We start from the raw sequence: 23,176 nt of genomic DNA, 5'->3' as shown, positions 1-23,176 counted from the left end.
GACATAGACCGCATGACACAGCAAGCTGCGCCTGCCGCCCTTTTCGCCGGACTGCTCAAGGGCAAGAAGGGGCTCATCCTGGGCGTCGCCAATAATCGCTCGATCGCCTGGGGAATCGCCAAGGCCTGCGCCGACGCCGGCGCCGATCTCGCGCTCACCTATCAGATCGAAGCGCTGGAAAAACGCGTGCGTCCGCTGGCGGCGGACATCGGCGCGACCGTCGTCGGGCGCTGCGACGTCTCCGAGCCGGAGACGATGGACGCGGTCTTCGCCGAGATCGAGAAGCTATGGGGCCGACTCGATTTCGTCGTGCACTGCCTCGCCTATTCCGACAAGGACCAGCTCGACGGGCGCTATGTCGAGACGACGCTGGAAAACTTCCAGATGTCGCTGAACATCTCCTGCTACTCCTTCACCGCGATCGCGCAGCGCGCCGAGAAGCTGATGACGGACGGCGGTTCGCTCCTCACGCTGACCTATTACGGCGCCGAGAAATGGATGCCGCATTACAATGTGATGGGTGTGGCGAAAGCGGCGCTGGAGGCGTCGGTGCGCTATCTCGCCGCTGATCTCGGCGTCAAGAACATTCGCGTCAACGCGATTTCAGCCGGGCCGATCAAGACGATGGCGGCCTCGGGCATCGGCGACTTCCGCTACATCCTGCGCTGGAACGAATATAATTCGCCGCTGCGCCGCGTCGTGACGATCGAGGAAGTGGGCGAGACGGCGGTCTATCTGCTGTCGCCGATGGCGCGCGGCGTCTCTGGCGAAGTGCTGCATGTCGACGCCGGCTACCATGTCGTGGGCATGATGAATCCATCAGCCGCGCCGAAGATGGCGGATTTGCTGGCGCTGCTGCCGCAGCAGAAGTGACGCGGCTTGCCGCGTCATGCCCGCGCGCGTCGCTGGCGTCGACGTCGAGCAGAAAATCCTTTCAGCGCTTTGGCCAAGTCGCTAGAATTGGCCTATGACGAAATTGCTCGAACAGGCCTTCGAGGCGGCCCGTAATCTTCCCCCCGCCATGCAGGACGACATGGCCCGCGTCATCATGGCGATGACGGGCGACGAGCTACCGGTCGTGCAGCTCACGGCTGAGGAAGAAGCCTCATTTGAGGAATCTCTCGCGCAGGCCGAGCGCGGCGAGTTTGCGACAGACGATCAAATTCGGGCCATTTGGGCGAAGCATGGGCTGTGAAGCTTCGCTACACGCTACGCGCCGCCGTTGAACTCGACGAAATTCTTTCTTTCATTGACGAACGCTCGCCACAGGGGGCACGCAGCGTCAAAAGCCGAATTCAGGCGATGATGGCTCTCCTCTTGCAGCATCCGCAAGCCGGCCATCCGACCAGCAAAAGCGGCATTCGACGCATGGTCGTCTATCCCTACCCGTATCTGATTTTCTATCGCGCCACAGAAACCGAGATTATTATTCACGGCGTACGCCACAGCGCCCGCCGCCCCTCGCTGCCGAAGTCCGAGGAGTGAATAGTCTACCCCGCCGGCTCCGCAAATCCTCGTTGCCGGAGCAGCGGCTCCGCCGTCGGCATCCGCCCGCGGAACGCCACATAGGCGTCCGCCGCGTCCTGCCTTCCGCCGGCGGCGTAGATGTGATCGCGCAACCGCTGCGCGACCTCGGGCGCGAAGGGGTCGCCCGTCTCCTCGAAGGCCTCGAAAGCGTCGGCGTCGAGCGTTTCGGCCCAGAGATAGCTGTAATAGCCCGCCGAATAACCATCGCCGGAGAAGATATGCGAGAAATGCGGCAGGCGGTGCCGCATGACGATTTCCGGCGGCATGGAAATTCGCGCGAGGCTGTCCGCCTCGAACGCGCCTGCGTCGAAATCCGGCCCGACGCTTTGCGCGTGAATGTCGAGATCGACATGGGCCGAGGCGCAGAACTCGACCGTCGCGAAGCCCTGATTGAAATGGCGCGCGGCGGTGATGCGCGCGACGAGATCATCGGGTATGGGCGCGCCAGTCTCGGCATGAAGCGCGAACGTCTTCAGCACCGCCGGCTCCAGCAGCCAGTGCTCGTAAAGCTGCGAGGGCAGCTCGACGAAATCGCGCGCGACATTCGTGCCCGCGACCGAAGGATAGGTCACGTCCGACAGCATGCCATGCAAGCCATGGCCGAATTCGTGGAACAGCGTGCGGGCGTCGTCGAGGCTGAACAGCGTCGGGGCGCCATCGGCGCCCTTGGTGAAATTCATGACATTGACGATGACGGGCCGCACCTCGCCCCAGAGCTTGTGCTGGGAACGAAAGTCCGACATCCAAGCGCCGCCACGCTTCGACGGCCGCGCAAAATAATCGGCAAGGAACAGCGCGACATGCTCGCCATTGCTGTCCAGCACATCGAAGGCGCGCACATCCGGATGGTAGAGCGGCAGGCCCTTCTGCTCGATGAAGCGGAGCCCAAAGAGTTTGTGCGCGACGTCGAACGACGCGGCGATCATGTTGTCGAGTTGGAAATAGGGACGCAGCGCCCCCTGATCGAGATCGTAGCGCTTCGCGCGCACGCGCTCGGCGTAATAGCGCCAGTCATGCGCCGCGACGGTGAAATTCGCGCCCTCTTCCTCGACCATCGCCTGGATCTGCGCCCGCTCCTCGGCGGCGCGCGTGAGCGCCGGCGCCCAGACGTGTCCGATCAGCTCGCGCACGGCGGCCGGCGTCTTCGCCATCGTGTCGTCGAGTTTGAAAGCGGCGAAATTGTCGAAGCCGAGCAGCTTCGCGCGCTCTTCGCGCAATTGCAGGATTTCGCGGATGAGCAGGCGGTTGTCGGTCGCGCCCGCAGTCTCGCCGCGGCTCGCCCAGGCGCGAAACACCGTCTCGCGCAGATCGCGCCGCGTCGAGCTTTGCAGAAAGACTTCGGCGCTGGAGCGCGACAGCGTCACGCCATATTTGCCGGGCGATCCACGCTCCGCCGCAATGCGCGCGGCGGCGGCGCGAAAGTCCGGCGAGAGGCCGTCGAGATCGCTTTCGTCGAGCAGCAGCAGCCATGACGATTCATCGGCCAGCACATTCTGCGAAAACTGCGTCGAGAGGCCCGCCAGCCGCTCGAGGATCGCTTTGAGACGCGCCTTGTCGGCGTCTTTCAGCTTCGCGCCGGCGCGCACGAAGTTCTTGTAGGTCAGTTCAAGAACGCGCCGCTGCTCCGGCGTCAATTCGATCGCCCCGCGCGTCTCGTAAAGCGCCTCGATCCGGCGAAACAGCGCGGGATTCATGGAGATGTCGCTGGAGTGACGCGAAAAGGCGCCGGCCATATCGCGCTCGATCGCCTGCAACTCGGGCGTCGTGTCGGTAGCGGCGAGATTCCAGAAGACCGCGCCGACGTCGGTCAGAAGGCGCCCCGCCCGCTCCAGCGCGCCGATGACATTGTCGAAACTCGGCGGCGACGGATCGTTGGCGATGCTGTCGATCTCGGCCTTGTGCTCGGCGAAGGCCGTCTCGAACGCCTCGCGGAAATGCGCGGACTCGATCGCGTCAAAAGGCGGCAGGCGGAAAGGGCCGCTCCAGGCCCTAAGGAGAGGGTTATCCATGACAGTCTCTTAGCAAGATGCCGACCAGCGGCGGCGTGGCCGGCCGCTACACGCCCGCCGGCTTGCCCACCACCGTCACCAGCAGATCGCCGTCGCCCAGGAGGCGCTTCGCGCCGCGCTGACAATCCTCCATCGTCACCGCGGCGATCTTGCCATTGCGCTCGTCGAGAAAGCTCGGCTCGAATCCGTCGAGCTGCAGATTAACGAGCTGGCTCGCGATCTTCGTCGAAGTGTCGAAGCGCAGCGCATAGGAGCCGGTGAGGAATTTCTTCGCCTTGTCCAATTCGTCTTCGGTCGGACCGCCGGCGACGAAGTTTCTGAACTCTTCCTGGATCACGCCGATCGCTTCGCCGGCGCGCTCGTTCTTGGTCGCGGCGGCGCCGATCAGCATCGGGCAATGGTCATATTCATTGAGATGCGAATAGACCGAATAGGCCATGCCGCGCTTCTCGCGCACCTCGCGGAACAGCCGCGAGGTGAAGGTGCCGCCGCCCAGAATATGATTGGCGACGACCACGGCGTAATAGTCGGGATCGTGCTTGGTGATCGACGGGCGTCCGAAGCGGATCGTCGATTGCGGCACGTCAAGATCGATGATCTGGCGCATGCCGACATTGGCGACGGCGATCTCCGGGACGGGCGCGAGATCGTTTTGCAGCGCGAGGCCGCCGAAGGTCGCGTCGAGCAGATCGGAGAGCGTTGTCGCGTCGATCGCGCCGACGACGCCGATCTTGAGATCGCGTCTCGCGAAGAGCCGCTCGCGCAGGGCGATGAGATCTTCGCGCGAGAGCGTATCGATCGACGCAAGATCGCCGCGCACCGGGCGCCCATAGGGATGATTCGGGAAGGCCGCTTCGCGAAAGGCTTTCGACGCCATCGAGTCGGGGTCATTGGCGTCGCGCTTCAATTCCGCGGCGAGCTGGCTGCGCACGCGCGCGACGTCGCCGGCCTCGAGCCGCGCGTCGTTGAGCGCAAGTTTTAAGAGGCCGAAGGCCTTGTCGACATTGCGCGAGAGCGTCTGCAGATGGCCCGATATCGCGTCGCGATCGGCGCCGAAGCCGACATGGATCGCGAGATCGTCGATGGCGCGATGGAAGCCGCGCGCGTCATAGGGGCCGGCGCCTTCGTCGAGCGTCGACGCGAGCAGCGTCGCCAGTCCGGGCTTCTCGCAAGGGTCCTGCGACGCGCCGCCGCGGATCGCGAATTCGAGCGCGACGAGCGGCACGGCGTGGCTCTCCACGAGCCAAGCCTCAAGGCCGGCCGGCGTCGTGATCCGCTGCACATGTTCGGCGCGGGAGGCGATGGTGACGATGGGCGCGTGAGCGGTCATTTCAGTTCCTAACGGAGGTCGGCGGTAGGTCTTGGGCGTCGAGTCAGGCGTCGGCGTTACGCCGACAACCTGACGCGATCGCCGTCTCAGGCCGGAAGCAGAAAGCCCGTGACGGCCCTGCGCTTGTCGAGCCATTTGCGCGCGGCGTTTTGCACGTCGTCGGCCGTCACCTTCTCCATGCGCTCGGGCCAGGCGACGACGTCGTCGATGGTGAGGCCGGTGGCCAAAGCCTCGCCATACCAGCGGGCAAGCGAGGCCTGGCTATCCTGCGCATAGATAGCGTCGGCGATCAGCCGGGTCTTGGCGCGCTGCAAATGCTCCGCGTCGATCGGCTCTTCGGAGAAGCGTCGCAGCACGCGATCGATCGCGACATCGAGGTCCTGGAGCGAAACGTCCGGCGCGGGCGTCGCATAGACCCACATCCGCGTGTCGTCGACGGCGGAGCCCATGTAATACGCGCCGGCGCCGACCGCGACCTGCTCCTCGACGACCAGCGCGTCATAGAGCGCGCTCGTGGGTCCGCCGCCGAGCATATAAGCGAGCGTCTCCAGCGCCTCGGCTTCGCCGGGCTGCGCCGTGCTGTAGGACGGCACGAGATAGACCTGCTCATGCGCCGGCTGCTCGACCTTCTCATCGCGCAGCGTCACCAGACGATGGGCGCGGTGCGGCGGCTCCTGCGCTCGGGCGCGCCGCGGCGGCGCGGCCTGCGCGGGAACTTTGCCGTAGGTGTCCTTGGCGAGACGCTCGACCTCGTCGGCCTCGACGTCGCCGGCGACGATCAGGATGGCGTTTTCCGGCGTATAGAAGCGTTGGTAATAGGCGAGCGCATGCGCGCGACCGAGCCCCTCGATCTCGTGATTCCAGCCGATGATCGGGATGCCGTAGGGATGATGGGCGAAGAGCGCCGCCTGTACGGCCTCGTCGAGCTGCGCCGAAGGGTCGCTGTCGGTGCGCATGCGGCGCTCTTCAAGCACCACATCGCGTTCCGGATCGACGACCTCGTCGGTCAGAACCAGATTGCGCATGCGATCGGCCTCGAACGCCATCAGCGTGGCGAGATGCTCCTTGCCGATGCGCTGGAAATAGGCCGTGTAATCGTAGCTGGTGAAGGCGTTCTCCTGGCCGCCGAGTTCGGCGACAAGATTCGAGAACTCGCCCTGCGGATGATCCGCCGTGCCTTTGAACATCAGATGTTCAAGAAAATGCGCGATGCCCGACTGACCGAGCGGATCGTCGGCGGCGCCGTTTTTGTACCAGACCATATGCGTGACGACAGGCGTTCGCGCGTCAGGGATGACGACGACTTCCATGCCGTTGTCGAGCGAGAAGCTCGTAATGCTCGCGCGCGCAGGCCCCGGCGCGGCTGCCCCAGGCGCAAGCGAAACGGCTGACGCCTTCGTCTCAAAAGACATGAACGGCCTTTCCCGCGGCGGCGGCCGCGTCTCGGAGAGTGTCTCTCCTATATAGGCCGGAATTTAATTCTTGTCGTTGTCCGAGCTTCCGCGCAGGAATTGCGGCATCATCGAGCCGAGGGTGGACCCTGCGCCGCCGCCTCGCATGTCCGGGGCGGCAGGGTTGGCGCCCGAGGCATTGGCGGCGGAATTGTCCGCGCCGCCGCCTCGCATGTCCGGGGCGGCGGGGTTGGCGCCCGAGGCGTTGGCGGCGGAATTGTGCGCGCCGCCGCGTCCCCAGGTCAACGGATTCCACCAGGAACTCTTCTTGGCGGCTTCGGTCTCGCGGAGATTGTTGAGGTCCTGCGTCGGCCGGCGGTAGCCCGGCGGCGGCTCCGTCAGCATGATGCGGCTCGGCTCCTCGATGGCGGGCGTGGGCGGCGGGCCGCCTGATCCAAAGGAAAGCACCCGCGCAAACACCCCCCGGCGCGGCGCCTCCGGCGGCGCGTTCGGCACCCGGGCGTAACGGTTGACGTTACGGCGCCGCTCGGCCGAAAGTTCGGTTGGCCATTCGCCCGACCGTGCGCCCCGCTCGCGCGGCGGCGGGAGGTCGCCGGCGCGCGGCGGCAAGACGAGCTTGGGCCGTTCGCTATAATCGATTTTGCCGACGCCCTCGTCCGAAGACGCGCCGACCATCTCCATCATCGCCGACCATGTGGATTTATCGTCGCCGGCCAGGGCTGGCGCGGCCTGGACCGCCGCGAGCCCGGCGAGAGCGTAGAGGGCGCAGCGCTGCGACTGAGCAAGCTTCATCTGTCGGACTCCATTCGGGCTCCGGTTGTATGCGGCTACATGGACGCGACTTATTGGCGATTTAGTGGCGAAGACCGGGCCTCAGCTCAACCAGAGCGCGTTCAGGTCTCGGCGCGCCGCTCCTGTGGCAAGAAAAACCCCTCAACGACCAGCAGCGCCACACCCGCCGTAATGAAGACATCGGCGAGATTAAACACGTAGTTCGCGAGAGGTCCGACGGGCAGGCTGGTGTGCAGATAGAAGAAATCGGCGACCGCCCCCCGTGTGATGCGGTCGGCGGCGTTGCCGAGCGCGCCGCCGATGATCAGCCCGAGCGCCACAGCCGTCGCGCGGCTCGGCGTGCGCACCATCCAGATCGCCAGTCCAGCGATGATCGCGCCCTGCATGGTCAACAGCGCGAGGCGGGTCAAGGCTTCGTGGGCGGGAAACAGCGAATAGGAGACGCCGTAGTTCCAGGACAGTACGATGTCGAGGAACGGCGCAAGGCTCATCGGCGGCCGGGCGGCGACGTCAAATATATGCAGCATCCAGAATTTATGCGCCTGGTCGAACGCCAGAGCGGCGAGCGCCGCGGCAAGGCCGAGCGCGCGGGGGGAAAGTCTGCCAGACAAGCGGGATCTCCATGATGCCAACGCAGCATTAAGGCGGATCAATGCGAAAAAGAAAGCGCCCCCGCTCGTGCGTCGATCAGGCGATCACTGGGCGACGATGATCGGTCCTTCCGGCTCGGGCCAGTCGATCCGGTAGTTAAAGCCGGTGCGGATAAGATGGGTCGCGCTGGCGCTTGACGCGGCGAAATTCGCGGGAAACCCATCCAGAACGGCGCCGCCGAAGGCGTTGATCTGATAGCTCTCTGCACTGAATTTTGATCGCCTGTGCAAACGGATGGTTCGGGGCGCGGCGCCCGACCCGTCGTTCAACTAATGGCTAAGATCAACCTTTAGGCTACGCTGTAGCTACGGAGCAACAGAACCGAAAATTCTGCGCCTGTCCCCAACTTGACAGCGATTGGCCTCGCCCATATCTGTGTGTCGCCTGCTGGCACTCATCTGACGCGAGTGCCAGCAGGCCTTCGCTTATCCCTTTTTGGCGGGCCGAACCCCGTCAGGTCAGAAAAGGAAAGATTCACAATGACGTTCCGTCCCCTCCACGACCGCGTCGTGGTCAAGCGACTCGAAGGCGAGGAAAAAACCAAAGGCGGCATCATCATTCCCGACACCGCGAAAGAGAAGCCGCAAGAGGGCAAGGTCATTTCCGTCGGCCCCGGCGCTCGCGACGAAAACGGCAAGCTGAACCCGCTGGACGTCAAGTCCGGCGACCGCGTGCTCTTCGGCAAATGGTCCGGCACCGAAGTCAAGATCGACGGCGACGACCTGCTCATCATGAAGGAAAGCGACATCCTCGGCATCGTCGACTGACTCGACGCCGCTGTTCGCTTCCAACCCCCCAGGAGAATTGTAAATGGCTGCAAAAGACGTCCGTTTCTCCACTGACGCCCGCGACCGCATTCTGCGCGGCGTCGAAATCCTCAACAACGCCGTTAAGGTCACACTTGGTCCCAAGGGCCGCAACGTCGTGATCGAGAAGTCCTTCGGCGCGCCGCGCATCACCAAGGACGGCGTCACCGTCGCCAAGGAAATCGAGCTTGCCGACAAGTTCGAAAATCTCGGCGCCCAGCTCGTCCGCGAAGTCGCCTCCAAGCAGAACGACCTCGCTGGCGACGGCACCACCACCGCAACCGTTCTTGCCGCCTCGATTGCCCGTGAAGGCGCGAAGGCGGTCGCCGCGGGCCTCAACCCCATGGACCTGAAGCGTGGCGTCGACCTCGCCGTCGATGCAATCGTCGCCGATCTCAAAGCGCATTCGAAGAAGGTCACTTCGAACGACGAGATCGCCCAGGTTGGCAAGATTTCGGCCAATGGCGACGACTTCATCGGCCAGGAAATCGCCAAGGCGATGCAGAAGGTCGGCAATGAAGGCGTCATCACGGTGGAAGAGGCCAAGAGCCTCGAGACCGAGACCGACATCGTCGAGGGCATGCAGTTCGATCGCGGCTATCTCTCGCCCTACTTCATCACCAACGCCGAGAAGATGATCGCCGAACTCGACGATCCCTACATTCTCATCCACGAGAAGAAGCTTTCGACGCTGCAGCCGCTGCTGCCGATCCTCGAGGCGGTGGTGCAGACCGGCAAGCCGCTGCTCATCGTCGCTGAGGACATCGAAGGCGAAGCGCTGGCGACCCTCGTCGTCAACAAGCTGCGCGGCGGCCTGAAGATCGCCGCCGTCAAGGCGCCCGGCTTCGGCGATCGCCGCAAGGCGATGCTCGAAGACATCGCCATCCTCACCGGCGGCGAGTTGATCGCCGAGGACCTCGGCATCAAGCTCGAGAACGTCACGCTCGCCATGCTCGGCCGCGCCAAGCGCGTGCGCATCGAGAAGGAGAACACGACGATCATCGACGGCGCCGGCGAGAAGAAGGACATCGAGGCGCGCATCTCCCAGATCAAGGGACAGATCGAGGAGACCACCTCGGACTACGACCGCGAAAAGCTGCAGGAACGTCTGGCGAAGCTCGCCGGCGGCGTCGCGGTGATCCGCGTCGGCGGCGCGACCGAGGTCGAAGTGAAAGAGAAGAAGGACCGCGTCGACGACGCCCTCAACGCCACCCGCGCGGCGGTCGAGGAAGGCGTGTCGCCCGGCGGCGGCGTGGCGCTGCTGCGCGCCATCAAGGCGCTCGACGGCGTCAAGGTCGGCAATCCCGACCAGCAGACGGGCGTCGATATCGTCCGCAAGGCGATCCAGGCGCCGGCGCGCCAGATCGTCGACAACGCCGGCGGCGACGGCGCCGTGGTGGTCGGCAAACTGCTCGAGGCCACCGAATACGGCTACGGCTTCGACGCGCAGAAGGGCGAGTATGGCGATCTGATGAAGCTCGGCATCATCGACCCGACCAAGGTCGTGCGCACCGCGCTGCAGGACGCCGCTTCGATCGCCGGTCTGATCATCACCACCGAGGCGACGATCACCGAAGCGCCGAAGAAGGAAGGCCCCCCGGCCATGCCGGGCGGCGGCGGCATGGGCGGCATGGACTTCTAAAGTCCGCGCGCTCCGCGACCAAAACAAAGCCCCGGACCAACGTCCGGGGCTTTTTTTTTGTGGCGCGTCGTGTGGACTGCGCCAGTCGCCTCAGGCGGCCTTGCGGTTGATCCACCCTTCAGCGAGCGACGAGAGTTTTTTGTCAGCGTTCTTTTCTTCGGCGAGCGTCTCCGACAGAAGCTGCGCGCAGTCCTCGCGGCCAAGCTCCTTCGCCCAGGCGATCAGCGTGCCGTAGCGCGTGATTTCATAATGCTCGACGGCCTGAGCGCTCGCGATCAGCGCGGCGTCCAGCACTTCATTGTCGGCGGTTTCGCCGGAGATTTCATCAGCCTCTTCGAGGATGCCGTCGATCGCCGGGCAGTTGACGCCCTTGGGCGCCACGCCATGCAGCTCAAACACTTTCTCGAGCCGGCGCACCTGATTTTCCGTCTCGCCCAGGTGCTGCTCGAACGCTTCCCTCAGCTGCGGATCGGAAGCCTTCTCGGCCATGTCGGGCAGCGCTTTCAGGATCTGGTTTTCAGCATAGTAGATGTCGCGCAGCGTGTGCACGAACAGATCGTCCATCGTCTTGATGTCTTTGGAAAAGAGACCCATCGTCCCGCTCCGGTTTTGCGATGTGGGGGAAGCCCGCGGGCCGCAGGCGTGCATTGGAACGCCGTCGAGGCGCGTATGTTCCCCCATGCGCGCGCAGAAGCGCGCCTGAGCTCCCGAAGGGGCCGCGTTCGGGTTCGCTTGCCCTGCGCGTCGGGGCGCCGCAGCCTTCCGGAGCTTCAGGCCGTTGCCCTATCGCTTCCGCTCGTTTAGCATCAGCTTTGCACGCGGGGTCTCGCGCGCGTCAGCAAGAATCGGGAGGAGCGAAATGGCGAGCTTGCGCACGCCGGCGGAGTCGAACGGCGACTGGGCCGAGCATCTAAGGACCTACAATACATTCTTGTTGATGCTGAAGATCGGCGGGGCAAGCACTGCGGTTCTGCTGCTCCTGCTGTTTTTCTTCGTCGCGCGCTAGGTTCAGAGCCTCCGCTTCTTGCCGCTGTCGGCGACGCTGGCGGCGACGGTTTTTCCACAACCGGAGTTCGTTATGCGCATCGCCGTATTGGCTGAAACGGATAAATCCGAGCCGCGCGTCGCGGCCACACCCGAGACTGTCAAGAAATTCATCGGGCTGGGCGCCGACGTCGTGGTCGAGGCCCGCGCGGGCGCCGCTGCGGGCTTCTCCGACAGCGATTACGCCGCCGCCGGCGCGACGATCGCCGATAATGCGGCGGCCGCGCTAACGGGAGCCGACGTCGCGCTGCGCGTGCGCCGTCCCTCGGCGGCGGAGCTTTCCGGCGCAAAATCCAATCTCGCGGTGATCGCGATCATGGATCCCTTTGGCGCGGGGGCTCAGCTTGCCGATCTCGCCAAGAGCGGCGCGATCGCCTTCGCCATGGAGCTCATGCCACGCATCACGCGGGCGCAAACCATGGACGTGCTGTCGTCCCAGGCCAATCTCGCCGGCTATCGCGCCGTCATTGACGCGATGGCCGAATATGGCCGCTCGTTTCCGATGATGATGACCGCCGCCGGCACCGTTCCGGCGGCGAGAGTTTTTATCATGGGCGTCGGCGTCGCCGGTCTGCAGGCGATCGCCACGGCGCGGCGGATGGGCGCGATCGTCACCGCCACCGACGTGCGTCCGGCGACGAAGGAGCAGGTCGAATCGCTCGGCGCCAAATTCCTCGCCGTCGAGAACGAGGAATTCCAGCAGGCGCAGACGGCGGGCGGCTACGCCAAGGAGATGTCGCCTGAATATCAAAAGGCGCAGGCCGAACTCGTCGCTTCGCACATCGCCAAGCAGGACATCGTCATCACCACGGCGCTGATTCCCGGCCGACCCGCGCCCAAGCTCATCTCGGCGGAAATGGTGCGCTCCATGCGGCCCGGTTCGGTCATCGTCGATCTTGCGGCCGAGCGCGGCGGCAACTGCGAATTGACCAAGCCCGGCGAAACGACAGTCGTCGATGGCGTGAAGATTCTCGGCGCGCTCAACCTCGCCGGCCGCATGGCGTCGACGGCGTCGAGCCTCTACGCCAAAAATCTGCTGGCCTTCGTCGAGACGCTCGTCTCGAAGGACACGAAGCAGCTCGCCATCAATTGGGAAGACGAACTGGTGAAGGCGACCGCGCTGACCCGCGACGGGGCCGTCGTCGACGAGCGTTTTAAATAGCCGCCTGCGCGCATATCAAACTAAGGGGCGTTAAGCGATGACCGACTCTACGCAACAATTGCTCGAGAAGGCGCAGGCGGCGGCCGAGGCCGCCCGCCATCTGGCCGAACAGGCGCAACACTATTCGGACGAACTCGCGCATACCGCCGCCGCGGCGGCGGCGCACGGGCTGGCCGGCGGCGCGATTGATCCTTTCGTCTTCCGCGTGGCGATCTTCGCCATGGCGGTCTTCGTCGGCTATTACGTCGTCTGGTCGGTGACGCCGGCGCTGCATACGCCGCTGATGTCGGTCACGAACGCGATTTCCTCCGTCATCATCGTCGGCGCGCTGCTCGCGGCGGGCGTCGAAGGCATGACCGCCGCCGAGGCTTCGGGCTCGTGGTGGGCGAACGTCTTCGGCTTCGTGGCGGTCATTCTCGCCAGCGTGAACATCTTCGGCGGCTTCCTCGTCACCGAACGCATGCTCTCCATGTACAAGAAGAAGGGCTGACGCCATGAGCGCCAATATCGCAGCCCTTCTCTATCTCGTCGCCGGCGTGCTGTTCATCTTCGCGCTGCGCGGCCTCTCTTCGCCCGCCACCTCTCGCGAGGGCAATCGCTACGGCATGATCGGCATGGCGATCGCCGTGGCGACGACGCTGCTGACGCATTTCCCCTCCTTCGGCGGCCTGCTGACGATCGTGATCGGCGTCGCCATCGGCGGCGGCACGGGCGCTTGGCGAGCGCGCACCGTTCAAATGACCGCAATGCCTGAACTCGTCGCGGGCTTCCACGCGCTGGTCGGTCTGGCGGCGGTGCTTGTCGCGGCCAGCGCCTTCTTTGCGCCGCGCGCTTTCGGCATCGGCGACGCGAATGAGATTCACGCCGGCAGCCTCGTCGAAATGTCGCTCGGCGCGGCGATCGGCGCGATCACCTTCACCGGATCGATCATCGCCTTCCTGAAGCTCTCCGAGCGCATGACCGGCAAGCCGATCCTGCTGCCGGAACGCCATACCATCAACATCATGCTCGGCGTCGCCCTGCTGGCGCTGACGGCGCTCTTCGTCGGCACGCAGAGCGGCGTGTGGCTGTTCCTGCTGATCCTCGTCTCCTTCGCGCTGGGCGTGACGCTGATCATTCCGATCGGCGGCGCCGACATGCCGGTGGTCGTCTCCATGCTCAACTCCTATTCGGGTTGGGCGGCGGCCGGCATCGGCTTCACGCTGGGCAATCTCGCGCTGATCATCACCGGCGCGCTTGTCGGCTCGTCGGGCGCGATCCTCTCCTACATCATGTGCAAGGGGATGAACCGCAGCTTCATCTCCGTCATTCTCGGCGGCTTCGGCGGCGAGGTGGCGGGGCCTGCCGGCGGCAAGGAGACGCGCAACGTCAAGCAGGGCTCGGCGGAGGACGCCGGCTACATCATGCAGAACGCCGGCAAGATCATCATCGTGCCGGGCTATGGCATGGCGGTCGCGCAGGCGCAGCACGCGCTGCGCGAAATGGCCGACATGCTCAAGGAGGAAGGCGTGGACATCAAATACGCCATTCATCCCGTAGCGGGACGCATGCCGGGCCATATGAATGTGCTGCTGGCCGAGGCCAACGTGCCCTATGACGAAGTGTTCGAGCTCGAGGACATCAACTCCGAATTCGGACAGGCGGACGTCGCCTTCGTCATCGGCGCCAATGACGTGACCAACCCCGCCGCCAAGACCGATAAGACCTCGGCGATCTACGGCATGCCGATCCTCGACGTCGAAAAGGCGAAGACGGTTCTGTTCCTGAAACGCGGCATGGGGTCGGGCTATGCCGGCGTCGAGAACGAGCTGTTCTTTCGGCCCAACACGATGATGCTGTTCGGCGACGCGAAGAAGACCGTCGAATCGATCGTCAAGTCGCTGGCGCATTAGCCTCTTCAACGAAGCCAAAACAAAACGCCCGGGAGTTTCTCCCGGGCGTTTTGTTTTTCACGACAGCGTTTAACAACCGCGCCGCGCCGCGGCGTTTGCGCCAAGCATTGCGCTCCCGCCTCTCGACCCGAGCCTCACCAGTTCCAGGCGACCGGCTGGAACCAGGCGCCCACGTCCGGCAAGCCGCCTTCATTGCCCGTGTAGAACAGGCCCGGCTCGCCCTTGGTCTCGCCGAATTGATACCGTCCGGCGACATAGAAGGTTCTTTGCGGGAACGGATGGAACAGGAAGTATCGATAGTTGCCGATGTTATCGACGCCGAAATCGGCCGAGAATCGTTCGTTCCATTTGTAATGGATCTTGGTGTCGACGACGAAGAACGGATCGAAGGCGAAATAGATTCCGTAGGCTCGGTCATTGTTCGCCAAGGTGCGCCACAGCTTGCTCTGATATCTGCCGGCCACCGTGAATGCCCAGTGATCGTCCGGCCGATAGGTGAAGGCGAGCGTTCCGCGCCATTCAGGAACGTTCGGCACAGTCTTGCCGGCGACGGACGTCGCCCAGGGGAACTCAAAATTCCCGGTGCTCGGCGCCCAGGTCGGATCGGAGATGACCCGCGCATTGAGCCAGGTGGCGCTGCCGAGCACCTCAAGCCCCCTGAAGCCGAAGTTGTCTTTCTGAAACGCCACTTCGACGCCGCTGTTGCGAATGCGCTGGACGTTCGTCGGCGTTTGCACCAGTTGCGCGGGCGCCGCGGGCACGGAGACCAGCTGGTTGATGATGGCGTCGCGCACTTCTTCGTCGAAGAAGGAGATGCGCGCGGTTCCATCCGGTCCGAGCCTGCGCTCGATCATCAGCTCTTTGCTGAGCGCCGACTCGGGGCGCAGATTCGGATTTGGGTTGGTCGCGACGCCATTAACGCCGACGGTCGCGAGGTTGTACAGCTCGCGCACAGTCGGAAAGCGGTTCGCCATGCCGATCGAACCGACGGCGCGCCAATCCTCATCGAACCTGTATTCGAGCGATCCTTTGGGCGAGAAGCGGGTGCTGTAGAGATTGGGCTGGTAGATCGGCAGCCAGGAGCGTGTCGAGCCTGTCAGCGCGGTCCCGAAATTGTTGACGCCCGCCGCCTGATTGTAGCCGTCCGACGCCTGCCAGTGCTCGCCGCGAAGACCGGCCGTGAACTTCAGATCCGGCGTAATGAAGAAGGCGTCCTGGAACCAGAGCGCCTGCGTGCGCGTCGTGCCCTGAGCGATCGTGATCGCCGCGCCTGTGCTTGCATCTGTCCCGGCGGTCCAATTCGTCGTCAGCCAGACCGGGTTGTTCAGGTGAAACTGATCGCCGTGCACGCCGAAGGAGATGTCGTGGCCCTGCAGGAGTCCTTCTGGCGGCCGCACGATGCCCTTCGCGTCGAAGAGCGTCCAATAGGTGCCGGTGAAGACCGTATCGCGGCCGGTCTGCGTATAGCCGCCAAAGGGCACGGCGGCTGACCAGGGTGAGATCTGATCGGACTGCAAATAGGTGAAATTGGAGGCCGAAACTTCGAAGTCGAACGGACCGCCGCTGTTGGAGCGCACCGCAGCGGCGTTGACCATGATCTTTTCCTGGACCCGATAACGACCATTTGTCGCGAAGCTCTGCAGGTTGGCGTTGCTGAGGGCGCGCCCCCCCGTCGTTACGCCCCAGAAGGGGCTATTGCCCGCAGTAAGGTAGTTCTCGGGATAAGACTGGCCGTCGTTGGACCAGAAGCCGAATGTGTAGGTGCCGCGGATCGTGTTGGTGAAATCGTAGGCGAATTTCAGTTTCGCATTGACCTGATCGTTGGCGAGATTGCCTGTCGAGCCGATGACATTGGCGAATGTGGTGCCATAGACGTTCGTCGCCAGATAGCCCCCGGGATAGAAATTCGGCGTCGTGACATAGCTAAGCGGCTGCTGCGATCCGCGCTGCCAGTTGCCGGAGACCGTCCAGAGAAAGTCGCCGACCTTATCGCCAATAAAGAAGCTCGAGACGTTGTTGACGAAGCCTCGCGACGTTCCCCACTGGGAGAAATCCTGGATCGTCGTGGTGTTCCTGACCGAGACTTCGAGCTTTTCGGGCATGCGCGTCGTGATTTTCAACACGCCGCCCATCGAGTTGCCGGGGTATTGCGCCGCGAAGGGTCCGTAAAGGAAATCGACGCGCTCGATTTCCTCCGGCGCGACGAGACCCCAGCGCGGCGCGCCGATCGTATTGTCATTGCCGATGAGCGCCGTCAGCAGCAGATCGTCCGCATAGACAAGACTGCGCGCCGAGGAGGCGACGCCCCAGGTGCGGGTCTGCAAAACCGCCTGAGTGTCGCCGCTATTGCGTTTGCGCACGAAAAGGCTCGGCATGTATCTGACCGCGTCTTCCGTGTCGACGATGTTGATTGTGCGATTGATCTGCTGGCGCGTGACGCTCGCGACCGTGTTGGGCAATTGCCACTTCTGAACGAAGGCCGGCTTGCCGTCGGGAAGCGTCGCCGCCCAGATCGATGGGGGCGATGGCGCTGGGGCCGGGCTCGGAGCGACATTTGCGCCGGTCGCAGGGCCTGCAACGCGCTCGGTTCCACGCTGAACGCCGCGGCGCTGACCGCCGACGTCGATGGTTGGCAGCGATTGCTGCGCGGCGGCAGGGCCGACCCAAAATTCGGAAAGCGCAAGGACGGTGAGAGCGCCGACCGAAACGCCGCGCAAGAGCGAGTGACGAGACATGAGATGCTTCCCTCTGGCGCCGGTCAAGGCGGCGCGACTGACCTGAACGGCTTTCGCCGTGGCGTTCGGCAGATCAGGTGAAGGAAGGAGGTCCGCGCGTCGGGGCGCTGCGGTTTAGCCGTAACAGGATCAGCGCCCGCGCCGGCGGCGCCCGCGGCGCGAGATTGTATTCCACGCCACGGATCGCGAAAACGGCGTCCGCCGGCGGCAACGCGCTCCAGCCGAGTTGGCAGAGCGCGCAAGAGCACCCGTCGCGATCCGTGTTATCCAGAGGCGCTTGATCCGAATCGCCCTGCGCCACAGGCGATGTGTTCGCCAGCAAGTGGCACTTGGCGATCGGCGCGTCAACGGATCTCGACGCCAGCGCCTCGCAAGGCGAAGCGAGCCTCGCGATGAGCGCAAAGAAAATAAAGAGCGACGCGAGTCGGCGGATGCGCATAGGATCTCTGCAAGTCCGGCGTACATTAACTGTAGCGGCGCGGCGCATGCAGATGAACCGGTAAACCGAGACTTTCCAAGCCTGCGCGCGTTGTCAAAGGTTAAAAAATCAACTAAGAGACATTTATGTCACAGTTGCGCGCCATGCGTCGGGAATTCCGCGCGGCACTCGCCGTCGCGGCCGTTTGCGCGCTGATGCTCTCGCTTCTTCTGTCGGGCGCTACGCGGCCCGCGCACGCATTCGCGGACCAAGGCGGAATCGCCTGCGATCATGCCGCTTATGTTGCAGGCCTGCACGCAACCGCCGCGCAGAAGGGGAGTTCGACGCAACGCGACGGCTCGCCAACGCATTCGACGCGTAGCTGTCCGGACTGTTGCCTGAACGCCCATACAGGCCACGCCGTTCTTCCAGAGCGCCTGATTTCTGTCGCACGGCCCAACGCCGAACGAGCGGCTCCGATCCAACCTAGCGCGGTCGCCGCGCAGCCGCCCGAGAATTTCGCCGCGAACGGCGCAAATGGCGCGCGCGCTCCACCCTCAATTCATATTTCCTGAATTGCGTTAGACTCCAGGGCGCGCCGCGCAGGAGTCTGATTGCGGGCTTTCGCCGCTTTGCGGCCTCTCGTCTCGCGAAGACATAACAAAACAAAAACTGACGCTTCGCCTGCGCGATCGTCGCAAGCGCGTCCCAATGAAACGAGTGAGTGAAAATGGATTACAACACGCTTTCTCCTCTCGCCATGTTCCTCAACGCCGGTCCTGTCGGAAAGGCCGTCATGGGGCTGCTGCTGCTCGCGTCGATCTGGACGTGGGTGCTCATCGTCGAAGGCGTGGTGGCCGTCACCCGCATCACCAAATCCGCGCGCTCGGCGCGTCAGGGCGGAGACGTTGGCGTTCTCGCGCCCGTCGCTGAAGCGGGCCGTGAAGCTTTTGCGCTCGATCTTCCGGACGAGACGATCGGCGACAAGCGCGCGCGCATCGCCGACCATATGAGCCGCGCGGCGCGCGAGTTTCTGACCAAGGCGGAAGGCGGTTTGCCGAACCTCGCCGTCATCTCGTCGGTGGCCCCCTTCGTCGGCCTTTTCGGCACGGTGTGGGGCATCATGACGAGCTTCGCCGGCATCGCCCAGTCGCAGGACACGAGCCTCGCGGTCGTCGCGCCGGGCATCGCCGAAGCGCTCGCCGCCACGGCCTACGGACTTGCCGCCGCTATTCCCGCCTCGGTCGGCTACAACCGCATCGGCGCCGCCTTCGCGCGCGTCGGACAGCAGGTCGCGCACTACATTGAAGACGAGGCGCTGCTGATGTGCAGCGGCCATCAGACGCGCACGCGTCGTGAGCGGGAGGCTGCGTAATGGGAATGCCCTCACGTCAGCGCCAGAGCGCAACCGAAGGCCTTTATCAGCCGCTCGCCGAAATCAACGTGACGCCGCTCGTCGACGTCATGCTGGTGCTGCTCATCATCTTCATGGTGACTGCGCCATTGCTCGCCAAGGGCGTAAAGGTGAATCTGCCGCAGGCGAGCGCCGCGATGCCGATCAACCAAAAAGACCCGATCGTCGTGACAGTGGGCAAGGACGGCAAGATCGCGCTTGGCGCGGACGAGCTCTCAGCGGAGGCGCTCATCGACGGCATCAAGGTGATGATGGGCGACGACCATGCCCGCGTCGTGCACATTCGCGGCGACACGGAGGCGGTCTATGGCGAAGTCGTCGCGGTGATGGATAAGCTTGCGACCAACGGCATCACCCATATCGCGATCATGACCAACTCGCGCAGCAAGACCGGCCCGGCCACGAAAGCCGCGCCCGGCCGCGCCGCGCCTGCCGCGGGCGCTCCGCCCGCGCAAGCCCCGGCGGCGCCCGCGGGAGCGCTGAAATGACCGACCTCGCGCTAAGTCCGCAAGGCATGGCGCGAGAGGGCGACCACCACCCGCCTTCGGGTCCGGAGCCGGTCAAGCCCTCCTGGCTGCGCTCGGTGACGACCGTCCTCGTCATCGCGGCGCATGTCATGGTCTTCGGCATACTCGCCTATTCGGCGAAGCCAACGGCCATATCGCTCGACTCCGTCAGCATGGACCTCGTGCCGGAAGGCGACTTCTTCGAGCAGGAGGAAGTCGCCGAGGCCGACGACACGCCGCCGCCCGAAGCGGTCGAGGAGCCTGACATCGCGCTTCCGCCGCCAGTGGTGATGGCGCCCGACGCCGTGCCCTTGCCGGCCAAGAAGGAAGACGTCGACAAGGTCAAGAAGAAGGTCGAGGAGCAGCAGGTCCAGCGCGCGCAGCAACGTCAGGAGGCGCAGGCGCGTCGGCGCTACGGCGCGCCCGAGGGACAGGCCGGGAATTCGGGCGCATCGCAAGCGACGTGTCTTGCCCATATCGGCGCGGCGCTTCGCCGCCATACGCCAGGCAGCACCAGCCTTGGTCCCGGCAGCGCCAGCGTGACGTTCCACGTCAATCCGGGCGGCGGACTGTCGGGCATCTCGGCGTCGGGATCGACGCCGGGGCATGCGGCGCTGGCGCGGCGGATCGTGTCATCGGCCCGTGGCCCCAGCATGTGCGGCTCAGCCTTCATCAGCCAGCCGTTCGTCTTCCATTGACGCTACAGGCGGCGGACGCTCGCGCCCGCCGCCTGAGATCGTTCCGGCTATTGGGGGTCTGATGAAGCTCGCGCGATTGCTTACCATCGCCGCGGCGCTCGCCGCTTGCGGCGCGCATGCCGAGGACGCGAAGCCCGCGCCAACGGCGCCCACGCCTGCGCGACCCGCAGCGCCAGCGCAGAGCGCGACGCCGGCGCGCGCCGCGGCGCCAAAGCCCGCGGCTACGCAAAGGGCAGCCGCGCCCGCCGCCGCTCCGGTGATGTCGGAGAGCAAGTTCCTTGGCGCGCTCTATACGGCGATCGCCAAGCAAACCCCTTCGGAAAGTCCTGCCGGCGACGGCGAGGTGACGGCCAGCTTTCACGTCAACGCGCAAGGCAAGATCGACAAGGTGACGATCGACAAAACGACAAGTCCAGCACTTTCAGAAACGGTGAAGAAGATCCTGTCGAGCGTCGAAGCGCCGCCGCCCCCGGGCGGATCGATGGACGTGGGACAAACGTTCAAGTTCCGCGGGACGCCGAAATGAGTCGGTCGCGCCGTTCAAAACTTTCGGTCCGTGTCTGAATTGAATCCATGCGCGTGAGGCCCGCGCATGTTTATCGAAGGAGAAGAAAATGCGGCACATTTCTCGACTGACATTGAGTCTTTCTGCATTGGCGTTCGCCTGCGCACTTGGCGCGAGCGGACCGGCGCGCGCGCTCGACGAGGCGCAAAAGCCCAAGGCCGAAGACACTGCCGAACCGAAACGCGAAGACAGCAAGGATACGAAATCCGAGGAGAAGACCGAAAAGCGCGAGGAGAAGACCGACGCCGGGCGCGAACAGAAACCCAAGGCTGCGCGGGACGAGAAGGCCGAGAAGGCCGCCGAAAAAAAGAAACATGCCGACAACAGCGCCTATCTGCGTAAGCTGGGTCAACTCATCCGGGCGCGCTCGCCGGGCACGACGAGTCTCGGCGAAGGAAGCGCCGTCATTCGCTTTCGTCTTGGCGCTGCAGGCGCGCCCAATAGCGTCGCCGTTGTTTCAGCGTCGACGCCACGGCACGGCGAATTGGCGCGCTCCATCGTCTCCGGTCTGCGGGCGCCGCCGCCGCCCGGCGGCTCCTACGACGGCGTGCAAAGTTTCAGATTTCACTAGCGAAGTAGCGCGCACATGAAAGGCGCGCGACATCGCTCCGAGGCTGAGCCAAAAATTGGAGAGAAGGGTGAAACGCAAAGGAAGAAAAATGCGTCGCCTTCTCCCCCTATCGTGGGCTCTTGCCTCGCTCGTCGCTGGAATAGGAACGACGCCAGCACGCGCAGCATCGGATCGCGAGGCTGCGCGCGTCGCTTACGCAGCCCGCGTTTCGGAAATTTTGCGCGCACGCACCTATCTCGACAGGTCGGCGCAAGGCTTCCGAATGGACCCCCGACGCCCTGCTCGGGGCTTTGTGCGCATTCGGTTCGAGATTGATCCGTCGGGCAGTGTGCAAAAGTTTAGAGTCTTGGAGGCGAGCAGCGACTTGCACGCCAGGAAGGCGGAAGAGATCGTTTCCGGCTTACGCGCGCCGCCGCCACCCGGTGGCGGCTTTGTAGCCGAACAAGCGTTCAACTTCAGATGACGGCGCCGCTACACAGATGAGATCGGGAGGAACAATGAAGCGTTTAGCTCTTGCCCTACTGGCGTTCGCGGCCTCGGGCGCCGCAAGCGCGCAACAAGGCGCGCCGTCCGCAGACTCTCCTAAGGACGCGGCGCCGCCGGCTCAATCAGCGCCGCCGGCCGCGATGAGTCACCACGCCGCCGCTTGCGCCGAGGCGAAGGTGGATTGCGCGGCGACCGCCGTTCCCGCCTTTGCGAAGGACGGACGACTGTGGGTCGCCTTCTCCGTCGGCAAGAGCCTTTACGCGGCCGCCTCTTCGGATAATGGCGCGACGTTCTCCGCGCCGACCGCCATCGCCACGGTCGGCGACGGCGTGATCGACGCGCATGGCGACGCGCGTCCGAAAATCGTCGCGCTCAAAGACGGAACGCTGCTCGCGACTTATACGACCCGGCCCGACAAGCAGATGATCGGCACGATCTTCACCGCCCGATCGACGGACGGCGGCAAGAGCTTTTCAGCGCCGCGGGCGCTTCTGAGCGAAGGCGGCCAGCGCTTCGACAGCATCGTCGTCAACCGCAAGGGCCGCATCTACGCCGGCTGGCTCGACAAGACGCATGCGCTCAAAGCCAAGGCCGAAGGCAAGGAGTTTCTCGGCAGCGGCGTCGCCTTCGCCTATTCGGACGACGGCGGCAAGACCTTCAAAGGCAAGTCGATCCTCATCGATCACGCATGCGAATGCTGCCGCATGTCAGGCGCGCTCGACAAGGATGGAACGCCGGTCTTCGCCTGGCGACAGGTGCTAGATGGCAATGTTCGCGACCATATGGTCGCGAAGCTTTCCGCGGACGCCGCGCAAGCGACGGCGACGCGCGTATCGGACGACGACTGGGCGATCAACAGCTGTCCGCATCACGGACCATCGATCGCAGTCGACGCCGGCGGCGCCTGGCATGTCGTCTGGTTCACAAAGGGCAAGAAGCGCCAGGGACTCTATTACGCGCGCAGCCTCGACGCGGGCAAAAGCTTCTCGGAGCCGGAGAAATTCGGCGACGACGCGCGCGCCGCCGGACATCCAACGCTGGTCGCGGCCAAGGGCCGCCTGTATCGCGTCTGGAAGGAATTCGACGGGACGACGACGACGATCGCCATGCAAATGTCGCGCGACAACGGCAAGAGCTGGAGCGCGCCGCGCGTCATGGCGCAAACGTTGGACGCCTCCGACCATCCGGAACTCATCGCCCATAATGGCGCGGCGTATCTATCCTGGTTAACGCATAAGGAAGGCTATCGCCTTATGCCGCTGCCGCGAGACGAAAAAAGCGCAGCGGCGCCGCAGTGACGCCAAATCGGATGGGCGCTGCTTTGTCATTCGCGACGCGCGCTCTGCGCGTGACCGGGACTCCTGAAACGACCAACGGCGCGAGCTTCATCCCTCTCGATTCCCGGTCGGGTCTGCGGCCGGCCGGGAATGACAAGAACCAAAAAAATCGTCCAATGGGTCTTCGCCGAATGCGCCTCATGTCACTCGCCCTCGCCTTCGCCCTCCTTGCAGGAGGA

Annotated in this window: 26 protein-coding genes; 17 read left to right on the top strand and 9 right to left on the bottom strand. The window is 64.4% G+C overall.

Translation table 11 applies throughout. The features are described 5' to 3' along the window. The first annotated feature begins 12 nt into the window (after nucleotides 1-12). From fabI to HUN39_RS12200, 3 genes are all read left to right on the top strand, one after another. The gene (gene fabI, locus HUN39_RS12210; RefSeq protein WP_175094776.1) at nucleotides 13-873 is read left to right on the top strand and encodes an enoyl-ACP reductase FabI; all 861 of its coding nucleotides are present in this window, start codon (nucleotides 13-15) and stop codon (nucleotides 871-873) included. A gap of 94 nt (nucleotides 874-967) precedes the next feature. Beyond that, the gene (locus HUN39_RS12205) at nucleotides 968-1,195 is read left to right on the top strand and encodes a hypothetical protein (RefSeq protein ID WP_175094775.1); all 228 of its coding nucleotides are present in this window, start codon (nucleotides 968-970) and stop codon (nucleotides 1,193-1,195) included. Next, on the top strand, nucleotides 1,192-1,485 hold the full coding sequence (locus HUN39_RS12200) for a type II toxin-antitoxin system RelE/ParE family toxin (protein ID WP_175094774.1): 294 nt from the start codon (nucleotides 1,192-1,194) through the stop codon (nucleotides 1,483-1,485). The genes HUN39_RS12205 and HUN39_RS12200 overlap by 4 nt, the downstream gene beginning before the upstream one ends. Nucleotides 1,486-1,490: 5 nt before the next feature. Here HUN39_RS12200 and HUN39_RS12195 read toward each other — a convergent pair whose 3' ends face one another. From HUN39_RS12195 to HUN39_RS12170, 6 genes are all read right to left on the bottom strand, one after another. After that, nucleotides 1,491-3,536 carry a M3 family metallopeptidase gene (locus tag HUN39_RS12195; RefSeq protein ID WP_175094773.1) on the bottom strand — a complete coding sequence of 682 codons (2,046 nt, stop codon included), beginning with the start codon at nucleotides 3,534-3,536 and terminating at the stop codon, nucleotides 1,491-1,493. A 46-nt stretch (nucleotides 3,537-3,582) separates the two neighbouring features. Continuing rightward, a complete protein-coding gene (locus HUN39_RS12190; protein WP_175094772.1) occupies nucleotides 3,583-4,866 on the bottom strand; it encodes a M16 family metallopeptidase in 1,284 nt (427 codons plus the stop codon). 86 nt (nucleotides 4,867-4,952) lie between these two features. Next, nucleotides 4,953-6,278: a M16 family metallopeptidase gene (locus tag HUN39_RS12185; RefSeq protein ID WP_175094771.1), complete on the bottom strand. Its 1,326-nt coding sequence runs from the start codon at nucleotides 6,276-6,278 to the stop codon at nucleotides 4,953-4,955. 63 nt (nucleotides 6,279-6,341) lie between these two features. Continuing rightward, complete coding sequence (locus tag HUN39_RS12180) at nucleotides 6,342-7,070, bottom strand: hypothetical protein (RefSeq protein ID WP_175094770.1); 729 nt, start codon at nucleotides 7,068-7,070, stop codon at nucleotides 6,342-6,344. Between the two features lie 101 nt (nucleotides 7,071-7,171). Further along, on the bottom strand, nucleotides 7,172-7,681 hold the full coding sequence (gene lspA / locus HUN39_RS12175; protein WP_232366067.1) for a signal peptidase II: 510 nt from the start codon (nucleotides 7,679-7,681) through the stop codon (nucleotides 7,172-7,174). A gap of 84 nt (nucleotides 7,682-7,765) precedes the next feature. Beyond that, nucleotides 7,766-7,990 carry a hypothetical protein gene (locus tag HUN39_RS12170; RefSeq protein WP_175094768.1) on the bottom strand — a complete coding sequence of 75 codons (225 nt, stop codon included), beginning with the start codon at nucleotides 7,988-7,990 and terminating at the stop codon, nucleotides 7,766-7,768. A 210-nt stretch (nucleotides 7,991-8,200) separates the two neighbouring features. Between HUN39_RS12170 and groES the strand changes: the two genes are divergently transcribed. Further along, nucleotides 8,201-8,488 carry a co-chaperone GroES gene (groES, locus tag HUN39_RS12165; protein ID WP_014890807.1) on the top strand — a complete coding sequence of 96 codons (288 nt, stop codon included), beginning with the start codon at nucleotides 8,201-8,203 and terminating at the stop codon, nucleotides 8,486-8,488. A 43-nt stretch (nucleotides 8,489-8,531) separates the two neighbouring features. Further along, nucleotides 8,532-10,169: a chaperonin GroEL gene (gene groL, locus HUN39_RS12160; RefSeq protein ID WP_175094767.1), complete on the top strand. Its 1,638-nt coding sequence runs from the start codon at nucleotides 8,532-8,534 to the stop codon at nucleotides 10,167-10,169. A gap of 90 nt (nucleotides 10,170-10,259) precedes the next feature. On the opposite strand, the gene HUN39_RS12155 is transcribed toward groL, so the two are convergent. Next, nucleotides 10,260-10,763, bottom strand: a complete 504-nt coding sequence (locus tag HUN39_RS12155; protein WP_175094766.1) for a YciE/YciF ferroxidase family protein — start codon at nucleotides 10,761-10,763, stop codon at nucleotides 10,260-10,262. 265 nt (nucleotides 10,764-11,028) lie between these two features. On the opposite strand from HUN39_RS12155, the gene HUN39_RS12150 reads away from it, so the two are divergent. The 4 genes from HUN39_RS12150 to HUN39_RS12135 all read left to right on the top strand — a co-directional run bounded on the left by HUN39_RS12150 (nucleotide 11,029) and on the right by HUN39_RS12135 (nucleotide 14,267). Further along, on the top strand, nucleotides 11,029-11,175 hold the full coding sequence (locus tag HUN39_RS12150) for an aa3-type cytochrome c oxidase subunit IV (protein WP_175094765.1): 147 nt from the start codon (nucleotides 11,029-11,031) through the stop codon (nucleotides 11,173-11,175). Nucleotides 11,176-11,247: 72 nt separating this feature from the next. Beyond that, on the top strand, nucleotides 11,248-12,375 hold the full coding sequence (locus HUN39_RS12145) for a Re/Si-specific NAD(P)(+) transhydrogenase subunit alpha (RefSeq protein WP_175094764.1): 1,128 nt from the start codon (nucleotides 11,248-11,250) through the stop codon (nucleotides 12,373-12,375). A 37-nt stretch (nucleotides 12,376-12,412) separates the two neighbouring features. Next, a complete protein-coding gene (locus tag HUN39_RS12140) occupies nucleotides 12,413-12,865 on the top strand; it encodes an NAD(P) transhydrogenase subunit alpha (protein ID WP_175094763.1) in 453 nt (150 codons plus the stop codon). Between the two features lie 4 nt (nucleotides 12,866-12,869). Further along, nucleotides 12,870-14,267: an NAD(P)(+) transhydrogenase (Re/Si-specific) subunit beta gene (locus tag HUN39_RS12135; RefSeq protein ID WP_175094762.1), complete on the top strand. Its 1,398-nt coding sequence runs from the start codon at nucleotides 12,870-12,872 to the stop codon at nucleotides 14,265-14,267. Nucleotides 14,268-14,401: 134 nt separating this feature from the next. On the opposite strand, the gene HUN39_RS12130 is transcribed toward HUN39_RS12135, so the two are convergent. Together HUN39_RS12130 and HUN39_RS12125 are read right to left on the bottom strand one after the other, a co-directional pair. Then, nucleotides 14,402-17,002, bottom strand: coding sequence for a TonB-dependent receptor (locus tag HUN39_RS12130; protein WP_175094761.1), 2,601 nt, complete (start codon nucleotides 17,000-17,002; stop codon nucleotides 14,402-14,404). Between the two features lie 73 nt (nucleotides 17,003-17,075). After that, nucleotides 17,076-17,441 (bottom strand): hypothetical protein, encoded by a 366-nt coding sequence (locus tag HUN39_RS12125; protein WP_175094760.1) that lies wholly within the window; start codon nucleotides 17,439-17,441, stop codon nucleotides 17,076-17,078. A gap of 125 nt (nucleotides 17,442-17,566) precedes the next feature. Here HUN39_RS12125 and HUN39_RS19595 point away from each other — a divergent pair, with 125 nt between their 5' ends. The 8 genes from HUN39_RS19595 to HUN39_RS12090 all read left to right on the top strand — a co-directional run bounded on the left by HUN39_RS19595 (nucleotide 17,567) and on the right by HUN39_RS12090 (nucleotide 22,958). After that, nucleotides 17,567-17,995: a DUF2946 family protein gene (locus tag HUN39_RS19595; RefSeq protein ID WP_332310755.1), complete on the top strand. Its 429-nt coding sequence runs from the start codon at nucleotides 17,567-17,569 to the stop codon at nucleotides 17,993-17,995. Nucleotides 17,996-18,150: 155 nt separating this feature from the next. Continuing rightward, nucleotides 18,151-18,795 (top strand): MotA/TolQ/ExbB proton channel family protein, encoded by a 645-nt coding sequence (locus HUN39_RS12120; RefSeq protein ID WP_175094759.1) that lies wholly within the window; start codon nucleotides 18,151-18,153, stop codon nucleotides 18,793-18,795. Then, complete coding sequence (locus tag HUN39_RS12115) at nucleotides 18,795-19,322, top strand: ExbD/TolR family protein (protein WP_175094758.1); 528 nt, start codon at nucleotides 18,795-18,797, stop codon at nucleotides 19,320-19,322. The genes HUN39_RS12120 and HUN39_RS12115 overlap by 1 nt, the downstream gene beginning before the upstream one ends. After that, nucleotides 19,319-20,038 carry an energy transducer TonB gene (locus HUN39_RS12110; protein ID WP_175094757.1) on the top strand — a complete coding sequence of 240 codons (720 nt, stop codon included), beginning with the start codon at nucleotides 19,319-19,321 and terminating at the stop codon, nucleotides 20,036-20,038. The genes HUN39_RS12115 and HUN39_RS12110 overlap by 4 nt, the downstream gene beginning before the upstream one ends. Nucleotides 20,039-20,099: 61 nt before the next feature. After that, entirely contained in the window at nucleotides 20,100-20,564 is a 465-nt protein-coding gene (locus HUN39_RS12105) for an energy transducer TonB family protein (protein ID WP_175094756.1), read from the top strand. Nucleotides 20,565-20,652: 88 nt separating this feature from the next. After that, nucleotides 20,653-21,174 (top strand): hypothetical protein, encoded by a 522-nt coding sequence (locus HUN39_RS12100; protein ID WP_175094755.1) that lies wholly within the window; start codon nucleotides 20,653-20,655, stop codon nucleotides 21,172-21,174. An 88-nt stretch (nucleotides 21,175-21,262) separates the two neighbouring features. After that, complete coding sequence (locus tag HUN39_RS19660; RefSeq protein ID WP_175094754.1) at nucleotides 21,263-21,637, top strand: energy transducer TonB family protein; 375 nt, start codon at nucleotides 21,263-21,265, stop codon at nucleotides 21,635-21,637. A gap of 34 nt (nucleotides 21,638-21,671) precedes the next feature. Then, nucleotides 21,672-22,958, top strand: a complete 1,287-nt coding sequence (locus HUN39_RS12090) for a sialidase family protein (RefSeq protein WP_175094753.1) — start codon at nucleotides 21,672-21,674, stop codon at nucleotides 22,956-22,958. The last annotated feature ends 218 nt before the right edge of the window (nucleotides 22,959-23,176 follow it).

It is taken from the genome of Methylocystis silviterrae (assembly GCF_013350005.1).
In the GTDB taxonomy this organism is placed as follows: domain Bacteria; phylum Pseudomonadota; class Alphaproteobacteria; order Rhizobiales; family Beijerinckiaceae; genus Methylocystis; species Methylocystis silviterrae.
The sequence above is the reverse complement of the archived record's forward strand: the minus strand, read 5'-3'. Positions and strand labels throughout refer to the sequence as shown.

What these genes read in the sequence shown, in the direction of transcription:
- fabI (WP_175094776.1), top strand. Translation starts at nt 13, where the DNA reads ATGACACAGCAAGCTGCGCCTGCCGCCCTTTTCGCCGGACTGCTCAAG.
- HUN39_RS12205 (WP_175094775.1), top strand. Translation starts at nt 968, where the DNA reads ATGACGAAATTGCTCGAACAGGCCTTCGAGGCGGCCCGTAATCTTCCC.
- HUN39_RS12195 (WP_175094773.1), bottom strand. Translation starts at nt 3,536, where the DNA reads ATGGATAACCCTCTCCTTAGGGCCTGGAGCGGCCCTTTCCGCCTGCCG.
- HUN39_RS12190 (WP_175094772.1), bottom strand. Translation starts at nt 4,866, where the DNA reads ATGACCGCTCACGCGCCCATCGTCACCATCGCCTCCCGCGCCGAACAT.
- HUN39_RS12185 (WP_175094771.1), bottom strand. Translation starts at nt 6,278, where the DNA reads ATGTCTTTTGAGACGAAGGCGTCAGCCGTTTCGCTTGCGCCTGGGGCA.
- HUN39_RS12180 (WP_175094770.1), bottom strand. Translation starts at nt 7,070, where the DNA reads ATGAAGCTTGCTCAGTCGCAGCGCTGCGCCCTCTACGCTCTCGCCGGG.
- groES (WP_014890807.1), top strand. Translation starts at nt 8,201, where the DNA reads ATGACGTTCCGTCCCCTCCACGACCGCGTCGTGGTCAAGCGACTCGAA.
- groL (WP_175094767.1), top strand. Translation starts at nt 8,532, where the DNA reads ATGGCTGCAAAAGACGTCCGTTTCTCCACTGACGCCCGCGACCGCATT.
- HUN39_RS12155 (WP_175094766.1), bottom strand. Translation starts at nt 10,763, where the DNA reads ATGGGTCTCTTTTCCAAAGACATCAAGACGATGGACGATCTGTTCGTG.
- HUN39_RS12150 (WP_175094765.1), top strand. Translation starts at nt 11,029, where the DNA reads ATGGCGAGCTTGCGCACGCCGGCGGAGTCGAACGGCGACTGGGCCGAG.
- HUN39_RS12145 (WP_175094764.1), top strand. Translation starts at nt 11,248, where the DNA reads ATGCGCATCGCCGTATTGGCTGAAACGGATAAATCCGAGCCGCGCGTC.
- HUN39_RS12140 (WP_175094763.1), top strand. Translation starts at nt 12,413, where the DNA reads ATGACCGACTCTACGCAACAATTGCTCGAGAAGGCGCAGGCGGCGGCC.
- HUN39_RS12135 (WP_175094762.1), top strand. Translation starts at nt 12,870, where the DNA reads ATGAGCGCCAATATCGCAGCCCTTCTCTATCTCGTCGCCGGCGTGCTG.
- HUN39_RS12130 (WP_175094761.1), bottom strand. Translation starts at nt 17,002, where the DNA reads ATGTCTCGTCACTCGCTCTTGCGCGGCGTTTCGGTCGGCGCTCTCACC.
- HUN39_RS12125 (WP_175094760.1), bottom strand. Translation starts at nt 17,441, where the DNA reads ATGCGCATCCGCCGACTCGCGTCGCTCTTTATTTTCTTTGCGCTCATC.
- HUN39_RS19595 (WP_332310755.1), top strand. Translation starts at nt 17,567, where the DNA reads ATGTCACAGTTGCGCGCCATGCGTCGGGAATTCCGCGCGGCACTCGCC.
- HUN39_RS12120 (WP_175094759.1), top strand. Translation starts at nt 18,151, where the DNA reads ATGGATTACAACACGCTTTCTCCTCTCGCCATGTTCCTCAACGCCGGT.
- HUN39_RS12115 (WP_175094758.1), top strand. Translation starts at nt 18,795, where the DNA reads ATGGGAATGCCCTCACGTCAGCGCCAGAGCGCAACCGAAGGCCTTTAT.
- HUN39_RS12110 (WP_175094757.1), top strand. Translation starts at nt 19,319, where the DNA reads ATGACCGACCTCGCGCTAAGTCCGCAAGGCATGGCGCGAGAGGGCGAC.
- HUN39_RS12105 (WP_175094756.1), top strand. Translation starts at nt 20,100, where the DNA reads ATGAAGCTCGCGCGATTGCTTACCATCGCCGCGGCGCTCGCCGCTTGC.
- HUN39_RS12100 (WP_175094755.1), top strand. Translation starts at nt 20,653, where the DNA reads ATGCGGCACATTTCTCGACTGACATTGAGTCTTTCTGCATTGGCGTTC.
- HUN39_RS19660 (WP_175094754.1), top strand. Translation starts at nt 21,263, where the DNA reads ATGCGTCGCCTTCTCCCCCTATCGTGGGCTCTTGCCTCGCTCGTCGCT.
- HUN39_RS12090 (WP_175094753.1), top strand. Translation starts at nt 21,672, where the DNA reads ATGAAGCGTTTAGCTCTTGCCCTACTGGCGTTCGCGGCCTCGGGCGCC.